The sequence below is a fragment of the Streptomyces sp. NPDC059567 genome, from assembly GCF_042735655.1.
GTDB lineage: Bacteria > Actinomycetota > Actinomycetes > Streptomycetales > Streptomycetaceae > Streptomyces.
Map to the genome: position 1 here is coordinate 1 of NZ_JBHWBS010000026.1, position 8,554 is coordinate 8,554.

General features: G+C 71.1%; 7 protein-coding genes and 1 tRNA gene. 6 read left to right on the forward strand and 2 right to left on the reverse strand.

The window, feature by feature from the left end; all coding sequences use genetic code 11:
- The first annotated feature begins 160 nt into the window (after positions 1-160).
- From ACFVZW_RS14610 to ACFVZW_RS14620, 3 genes are all read left to right on the forward strand, one after another.
- Positions 161-1,363, forward strand: coding sequence for a DNA polymerase III subunit delta' (locus ACFVZW_RS14610; protein WP_384520825.1), 1,203 nt, complete (start codon positions 161-163; stop codon positions 1,361-1,363).
- Positions 1,364-1,412: 49 nt separating this feature from the next.
- Positions 1,413-2,960, forward strand: coding sequence for an alpha/beta hydrolase (locus ACFVZW_RS14615; RefSeq protein ID WP_384520827.1), 1,548 nt, complete (start codon positions 1,413-1,415; stop codon positions 2,958-2,960).
- Between the two features lie 97 nt (positions 2,961-3,057).
- Positions 3,058-3,131: transfer RNA gene (locus ACFVZW_RS14620), tRNA-Thr, on the forward strand.
- A gap of 122 nt (positions 3,132-3,253) precedes the next feature.
- Here the strand turns inward: ACFVZW_RS14620 and ACFVZW_RS14625 are convergent.
- Both ACFVZW_RS14625 and ACFVZW_RS14630 read right to left on the reverse strand, forming a co-directional pair.
- Entirely contained in the window at positions 3,254-4,864 is a 1,611-nt protein-coding gene (locus ACFVZW_RS14625) for a tyrosine-type recombinase/integrase (protein WP_384520829.1), read from the reverse strand.
- Entirely contained in the window at positions 4,861-5,544 is a 684-nt protein-coding gene (locus tag ACFVZW_RS14630; protein WP_384520831.1) for a helix-turn-helix domain-containing protein, read from the reverse strand. Before ACFVZW_RS14630 ends, ACFVZW_RS14625 begins: the two co-directional genes overlap by 4 nt.
- Before the next feature lie 109 nt (positions 5,545-5,653).
- Between ACFVZW_RS14630 and ACFVZW_RS14635 the strand changes: the two genes are divergently transcribed.
- The 3 genes from ACFVZW_RS14635 to ACFVZW_RS14645 all read left to right on the forward strand — a co-directional run bounded on the left by ACFVZW_RS14635 (position 5,654) and on the right by ACFVZW_RS14645 (position 8,468).
- Complete coding sequence (locus tag ACFVZW_RS14635; RefSeq protein WP_384520974.1) at positions 5,654-5,869, forward strand: hypothetical protein; 216 nt, start codon at positions 5,654-5,656, stop codon at positions 5,867-5,869.
- Positions 5,870-6,092: 223 nt separating this feature from the next.
- Entirely contained in the window at positions 6,093-7,418 is a 1,326-nt protein-coding gene (locus ACFVZW_RS14640) for a DUF3631 domain-containing protein (RefSeq protein WP_384520833.1), read from the forward strand.
- Positions 7,419-7,775: 357 nt separating this feature from the next.
- Entirely contained in the window at positions 7,776-8,468 is a 693-nt protein-coding gene (locus ACFVZW_RS14645) for a DUF2637 domain-containing protein (RefSeq protein WP_384520835.1), read from the forward strand.
- Positions 8,469-8,554 lie beyond the last annotated feature (86 nt).

Genomic DNA, 8,554 nt, shown 5'->3' on the forward strand with positions numbered 1-8,554 from the left:
GCCGCCGTGGGTCGTGGGCGGGCGCGGGGGCTGTTTTTTTTTGTGGGCCCGCAGCGGCCCCCTCCTGGGGGTCGGGGGCAGACTGCCCGCGACCCGTTGTCGTGGACCCGGTGTCGTAGGGGTGCCCCACAATGGAGTGCGTACCTGAGGAGGGGCAGACATGGCCGTATGGGACGACCTCGTCGGACAGGCGCGGGTCGAGGAGCAGCTCGCCGCCGCGGCGCGGGACGCCGACGCGCTGGTGACCGCCCATGCCGCCGGCGGGCCCGACCCCGAGGCGTCCAAGATGACCCACGCCTGGCTCTTCACCGGCCCCCCTGGCTCCGGCCGGGCGACCGCGGCGCGCGCCTTCGCGGCCGCGCTGCAGTGCGTGAGCCCGGACCGGGCGCTGGGCGGGGCGCCGGGATGCGGCTTCTGCGACGGCTGCCACACCGCGCTCGTCGGGACGCACGCGGACGTGGAGGTCGTGCGTACGGACCTGCTCTCCATCGGTGTGAAGGAGACCCGCGCCCTCGTCCGGCGCGCCCAGCTCTCGCCCGCCGGCGGCCGCTGGCAGGTGATCGTCCTGGAGGACGCCGACCGGCTCACCGAGGGCGCGGGCAATGTGCTCCTCAAGGCCGTCGAGGAGCCCGCGCCCCGCACGGTGTGGCTGCTCTGCGCGCCGTCCCTGGAGGACGTGCTCCCCACCATCCGCTCCCGCTGCCGCCACCTGACCCTGCGCACACCCCCGGTGGACGCGGTCGCCGACGTGCTCGTACGCCGCGACGGCATCGAGCCCCAGGTCGCCGCCGCAGCCGCCCGCGCCACCCAGGGCCACATCGACCGCGCCCGCCGGCTGGCCACCGACGAGCGTGCCCGGGCCCGCCGCGCCGTCGTCCTGAAGCTCCCGCTGCGGGTCGACGACATCGGCGGCTGCCTGAAGGCGGCCCAGGAGCTGGTCGACGCGGCCGGCGAGGACGCCAAGCAGGTCGCCGAGGAGATCGATGTCAAGGAGACCGAGGAGCTGAAGGCCGCGCTCGGCGGCGGCCAGGGCGGGCGGATGCCGCGCGGCACGGCGGGGGCGATGAAGGAGCTGGAGGAGCGGCAGAAGCGGCGGAAGACCCGTACGCAGCGCGACAGCCTCGACCTCGCGCTCACCGACCTCACCGGCTTCTACCGCGATGTCCTCACCCTGCAGCTCCGGGCGCGGACGCCGCTCGCCAACGAGGACGTACGGGACGCCGTGGAGCGGATCGCCCGCGACACCGCGCCGGAGCGGACGCTGCGCCGGATCGAGGCGGTGCTCGCCTGCCGGGAGGCCCTGGACCGCAATGTCGCGCCGCTGCTCGCGGTGGAGGCGATGACGATGGCCCTGCGCGACTGAGCACGGGCGATTGGACACGGTCCGTACTCGTACGGATACGCTCCGGTCCATGGATTCCAGGCGCTTGCTCCGTATGTCCGCCACGGCCCTCGCGGCCGCCGGGCTGATCCTCTCCGGCTGCACGGGCGGCAGCGACGCCGCCGCGCCCGCGAGTCCCTCGTCGGCGGGGGCGCCCGCCCCGACGAACGACGCGGCCCTGCGGAGCTACTACGGCCAGAAGCTCACGTGGCGCGACTGCGGAGTGCCGACGTTCCAGTGCGCCTCGCTGCGCGTGCCGCTCGACTACGCGAAGCCGGCGGCCGGGGACATCGAACTGGCCGTCTCCCGGGTCGCGGCCACCGGCCCCGGCAAGCGGATCGGCTCGCTCCTGGTCAACCCCGGCGGCCCGGGCGGCTCCGCCGTCGGCTACCTCCAGGGGTACGCGGGCATCGGCTACCCGGTCCCCGTCCGCGCCCGCTACGACATGGTCGCCGTCGACCCGCGCGGGGTGGCGCGCAGCGCGCCCGTCGAATGTCTGACGGGCCCGCAGATGGACGACTACACACAGGTCGACCAGACCCCCGACGATCCGGCCGAGACCAACGCGCTCGCCGCCTCCTTCAAGGGCTTCGCGGCGGGCTGCGCGCAGCGCTCGGGGAAGGTCCTGCCGCGCGTCTCCACGGTGGAGACCGCCCGGGACATGGACATCCTGCGGGAGGTGCTCGGCGACAGGAAGCTGAACTACGTCGGCGCCTCGTACGGCACCTTCCTCGGCGCCACCTACGCCGAGCTGTTCCCCTCCCGCGCCGGACGGCTGGTCCTGGACGGGGCGATGGACCCGTCGCTGCCCGCGATCGACCTCAACCGCGACCAGACCGCCGGCTTCGAGACCGCCTTCCGGGCGTTCGCGGCCGACTGCGTCAAGCAGGCGGACTGCCCGCTCGGCACCGAGTCCGTCGCCGCGGCCGGCGACAGGCTCAAGGCCTTCTTCCGCGACGTCGACGCCCAGCCGGTGCCTACCGGCGAGAGCCGCCGGCTGGGGGAGTCCCTGGCGACGACCGGCGTGATCGCCGCGATGTACGACGAGGCCGCGTGGCCGCAGCTGCGCGACGCGCTGACCCAGGCGATCGGCGGCGAGGGCGCGGGGCTGCTGGCGCTGGCCGACGCCTACTACGAGCGCGAGGCGGACGGCTCGTACGCGAACCTGATGTTCGCCAACGCGGCCGTGAACTGCCTCGACCTCCCGGCGGCCTTCGGCGGACCGGCCGACGCCGAGAAGGCGGTGCCGTCCTTCGAGAAGGCGTCCCCCGTCTTCGGCAAGGGCCTCGCCTGGGCGGCCCTGAACTGCACCTACTGGCCGACCCCGGCGACCGGCCGCCCCCACCGCATCACCGCCGAGGGCGCGCCCCCGATCGTCGTCGTCGGCACCACCCGCGACCCGGCGACCCCCTACAAGTGGGCCGAGTCCCTCGCCTCCCAGCTCGCCTCCGGAAGCCTGCTGACGTACGAGGGTGACGGCCACACGGCGTACGGCCGAGGCAGCGACTGCATCGACACCGCGATCAACACGTACCTCCTGGAGGGCACGGCCCCGAAGGACGGCAAGCGCTGCACGTGAGGGGTGGCGTGGGCCACGTGGAGGGTGGTCGGGAGCACCCCTCGAAACTGTGTAGACTTGGCGAGGCCGCTGCACCCACCATGGGAACGCACGGAATGCCGCCTTAGCTCAGTTGGCCAGAGCAACGCACTCGTAATGCGTAGGTCTCGGGTTCGAATCCCGAAGGCGGCTCGGAATTACCCCAGGACTCACTCGCCGTGACCTGGGGTTTTTTCATGCCCTTTACCTGTGCGGGCATGCGGCGGCTGAGGCTCGGAATCCCGTGCGTGAGCGATGCGTGAGCGGAGGGGCCGTCAGTCCTTCTTCGCGGCCTTCTTGGCCTTGGCCTTCTTCTTACGCTTGGCCTTCGACTTCTGGGCCTTCTTTGCCTCCTTGGCAGCCTGGTGGACCTGCGCTTCTTGCTCGGCCTTGCGCTGCAGCGGGACGAGCTTGGCGGTGGCCTCGGCGGCGCTCTTGCCGACGTGGGGGAGCACGCTCTGGTAGATGTCGCGCGTGATCCGGGTGTCGCTGTGCCCGAGCGTGTCCGAGACGATCTTGATGTCGATGTCAGCGGCGAGCATGAGCGTGGCCGCACCGTGCCGGAGGTCGTGCAGCCGGATCGGCGGCAGGCCGGAGGCGGCGACGAGCCGCTCGAAGAGATCGGTGACCTTGCCCGGATGGAGCCAGGAGCCGTCCTCCTGGGTGAAGACGAGCCCGGTGTTCACCCAGGCCGACCCCCACTCCGCGCGGTCGGCTTCCTGCTGCTTGCGGTGGCGCTCCAGGACGCCGACCGTGTCGTCGTCCAGGGCGACGACACGGAAGCCGCTGTCCGTCTTGGGCTCCGACGCCTCGACTTCCCAGCCGTCCTGGACGAGCTGGCCTGTGATGGTGAGGGAATGCCGGTCGAGGTTGGTCTCCGACCAGGGCTGCCCGCACGCCTCACCGCGTCGGAGGCCGCGGAAGGCGATCAGGTGCCACATGGCGTACAGCCGGTCCTGGGCGACGAAGTCGAGGAACGCACCAGTGTGTTCCGGCGTCCAGACCATCACGGGGGACGGCTTCTCGCCGGTCTGTTCCCACTTGGCGACCCGCTCGTCCGTCCACACGAGCGCCTTCGGCTTACGTACCGGATCGATCTCGACATGGGCGGCCGGGTTGAACGTGATGATCTGCTGCCCGATCGCGTCGTTCAAGGCCGCGCGGAGCGTGGCCTTGATGTGCTGACGCGTGGCGGGGCCGGTAATGCGGCGGAAGGGCGGCATCGCGTCGATCGCGGCCTTCATCGCCTTGCGGCGGGCGCGGTTCGCCACGCCCTTCCACGGGACAGTCGCCAACTCCTCGACCGCCGCACGCCGCTGGGCGTTCTGCTCCAGGATTTCGGCGTTGGCGTCGGTGATGGCGGTGAACATGTCGCTCAGGTGGCTGACGCGCAGCCGGTCGAGACGCCGGTGGCCGATGTGCGGCTTGAGGTGCACGCGGACGTCGGTCTCGTACCGGCTGATGCCCGACTTCCGGATGCGTTTGCCGGCAAGCCACCGGTCCAGCCACTCGGCCACGGTCAGGCTGCCGACGAGATCCTGGCCGGCCCTGAGCCGGCGCCGGGTCTCCTCCACGTCGGGCAGAGGTAGCTTCTCGCTGCTGACCTCGGCCAGCATCGCGGCGATCAGCTGTACGCCCTCGGGGTCGTCCGCCTCGGCGAGCCCTAGGAGGGCCCGCACGTGGTCGAGATCGGCCTGGGCGGCCTTGAGGTTGGGGTACCCGCCTCGGGCGAAAGATCGCCGGCTGCCGTCCTCGCGGGGAGGCAGCTCCTGGCGTATGGAGTACGTGCAGTGATTCCTGCTGTTGCGCTTCGGGCAGGCGGACCCGAGTTCCTTGCCGGACTTCGCGTCACGGCAGGAGCAGCGGCGGTAGGTAGAACCCTTCAAAGGCTTTCCTCCATGGTGGCGTTGGGGTCGGTTTCGGGCGGGTCCACATCGCCCAGTGCGGATGGCAGGTCGGGTGGGGTGGCTCCCTCGTCGCGGATGTCCCGGCGGAGGTGGCGGAGGTTGTACTTGGCGGAGATGGCCTGGTCGGCGTATTCGGTCCGCCTGCGTTCGGCTTCTTCCTGCTGGGCGCGGCTGGTGGCCGTTTTGGCGGCGAACCGTGCCCGTTCTTCCTCTTCGAGCGCGGCGAGCGCGGTGCGCGTGAGTCTGGCGTGAAGCTCGAAGTCGGGGACCATGCCCGCGTCGCGTTCGGGCACCTCCTGTTCGCCAGTGAAGCGTCGTAGGGCGTCCCAGGTGGGGACGAGCCTCTGGAACGGGAGTTCCTGGGTCTGATCGACGTACCCGACCGGGAAGATCAGGCAGACCGGGTACGTCTCCAGGGCGGCGGCCAGGACGATGACGTCCACCAGCGGAAGGTTGGCCCGGCGTCCGGACTCCATGTTGGCGATCACGTTGCGCGGGATCGGGTGCCCGAGCCGCTCGCACTGGTCGGCCAGGTCCTGTGCGCTCCATCCCATCTCCTTTCTCCGTCGCCGGACCTCGCCGGCCACGTTGGCCTTGATCCGGTCCACCCACTCCGGGAAGTCGTCGTCCTCTTCATCATCGAAACCATTTTGTGTCATGAAGACACAGTAGCTCGCTCATGATGGTTCCTAGCCGCCTGGAGCCGGACGTGTTGGGCATGTTCGCCGAGGGCTGTGACGAGAGGAGCGCTGCGTGCGCGGTGAGGCGATGGCCGAGCAGGCGAAGGGCATGAGTCGTGAGGAACTGCTAGCCCTGCCGGTAGCCGTTGACCTGGACACAGGCAACCGTGCGCTGGGGCTCGGTCGGAGTAAGGGCTACGAGCTGGCCAAGCGGGGCGAGTACCCGTGCAAGGTCCTGCGCCTGGGGAAGGCGTACCGCGTGGTGACGGCGGACCTGCTCAACCTCTTGGGGCTGGCCGCGTGAGAGCGAAGCAACATAGCAGACAGTTCTGCGCTGAGCTGACACAGAATCGCTGGACTGTTGCCGGGCGTGGACGTACGGTCCGTGTTCCCTCGCCCCGCTCGGGAAGCGAGAGAGCCTCCGGCGAGGCAACGCCGGAGGCTCAACGACCCCCCGCCCGTAATCCCACGAACGACCCCGCGCGCCGGGCCAGCATGCCTGGCGACGCGAGAAGAGGAGCTGCCCAGTGCAACCTGCGATGCCCGAGCCCTATTCCGACCAGGGAAAGACCGAGTGGCCGCCGGTCGCCGTGCCCGGACAGCCGGGCCGGACCACAGCCGAGACCGGCCAGGACGGCGGCGATCCGGCACCGACCTCACCGCTCGACGAGCGGTGTTCAGAAAATGAACGGCCCGACCCCGACCCCGAGCGGCGTTCAGAAAATGAACGGCCGGATCCGGAGCCGACGCACGGATCCGAGCTGTTGGACGAACTGCGTGGGCATATATCGAAGTTCGTGATCCTGCCCTCCGAGCAGGCGCTCGACGCGGCCACCTTGTGGGTGGCGGCGACGCATCTCCAGCCCGCGTGGCAGCACGCCCCGCGTCTGGCGGTGGTGGGCCCGGCGAAGCGGTGCGGCAAGTCCCGGCTGCTGGACGTGCTGACCGAGACGGTCCACGAGCCGATGCTCACGATCAACACCACGCCGGCGGCGGTCTTCCGCTCGATCACCGAGGAGCCGCCCACGCTCCTGGTGGACGAGGCGGACACGATCTTCGGCACGCCCAAGCAGGCCGAGAAGAACGAAGAGATGCGCGGCCTGCTGAACGCCGGCCACCAGCGCAACCGCTACGTGACCCGCGTGGTCGGCAACGACCACACGCCCCACCGGTTCGCCACCTTCGCCATGGCGGCCATCGCCGGGATCGGCGACCTGCCCGACACGATCATGGACCGGTCGGTGGTCATCCGCATGCGCCGACGAGCCGACGGTGAGACCGTCCGGCCCTTCCGGTCACGACGGGACATCCCCGCACTACACGGCCTGCGCGACCGCATCGCTGCCTGGGCGGGTCCCCTGGTGGACGAGGCCGCCGACCTGGAACCGGCGATGCCGGTCGAGGACCGGGCCGCAGACACCTGGGAACCCCTCGTCATCGTCGCCGACCTCGCCGCCGGCACCTGGCCGCGTCGCGCCCGTACCGCGTGCGAGCAGATGGTCGCCGCCGAGACGGCGGCCGAGGAGGACCACCCCAGCGGGGCCCGCATCCTGGCCGACATCCGGCGCGTCTTCGCCTCGCAGCGCGAGGTCGACAGCCTCTCCACGGAGGAGCTGATCCACCATCTGCGCCAGGATCCGGAGAGCCCGTGGGCAGAGTGGGGGCGCAGCGGGCTCAGCCCGCGCGACCTCGGGGCGATGCTCCGGCAGTTCGGCATCAAGCCCGGAAACGTTCGCATCGTCGACGGAACCCAGCGCAAGGGCTACATGCGCAACAAGTTCCTCGACCCCTGGCGCCGCTACTGCCCGACCGTCCACCCGGTCGAGGCCGCACCCACCCACCCGCAGGGCTGACCCTGCCCCACCCGCTGGTTGCCGTCCTTGCCGTCCTTGCCGTCCCTGCCGTGATTCCGCAGGTCAAACGGCATACGTGCAAGACGGCAGCCGGGCCCAAGACGGCAACACGATCGCACACCCCCGCGCAGGCCGCTGGTACGTCGCCCGCATGCGTCTCGTGCCGTCCCACGCGTACGTGCCGTATCGCCGCAGGTCACCGGCCATGAGGCCAAGACGGAGGGCCGACCCGCGCCGTCCCCACCGGGACACGGCCAGGACGGACGCCGACCGGGCCTGCCGTACCGGCCCTGACCTGCGCTTGCAACGGCCAAGACGCCCAAGACGCATCACGCCACCACCACAGGAGCACCCCGCTTGACCACCCCTGCCATACCCGCCCACCACCGCACAGCCCACCAGGCGACCGGCTGGGACCGCGCCGCGATCCTCACCCTCGGCGCCGCCGCGTGTGCCCTCTCGTACGACGCACTCCAGCAGATGGCCGTCGCCATCCACATCCGCGGGTTCCTCACCTACCTCTTCCCCCTCGTGATCGACGGGTTCATCGCCTACGGGGTACGAGCCCTCCTCGTCCTGCGCACCGCCCCGTTCCGGGCCCGCCTCTACGTATGGACCCTGTTCGGAACAGCGACCACGGCGAGCATCTGGGCGAACGCCCTGCACGCTCTCCGCCTCAACCAGCAGGGGACATCCGACGGGCTGTACCTGGGCGACGCCACGGTGGGCGTCCTCTCCACCATCGCTCCGCTCGCCCTGGCCGGCGCGGTCCACCTCCACATCCTGATCACCCGCGAGACCACGATCGAGGCTCCGGAACAGTCGGCCGGGGATACGGAGGCCAAGCGGCGAGGCGGACGACCGCCGGACGCCTCGCTGGAGGACCTGGTCGAAATAGGCCGCGCCGCTGCCGCCGAGCAGGGCGAGCTGTCCCGAGCGGTTGTACGCACGGCCGTGCAAGCCCAGGGGCTCGGCATGGCCGGCAAGCGACTGACCGAGGTCATGAACATCCTCCGGGCCGAGGCGAAGGCCGCTTCCGAAACCTCCTGACCTTCCGAACCCCGAGCCCGGGTGGGGGGGGGGGGGCCCCCCCCCCCCCCCCCCCCCGCCCCCCGCGCCCCCCCCCGGGGGCGCGG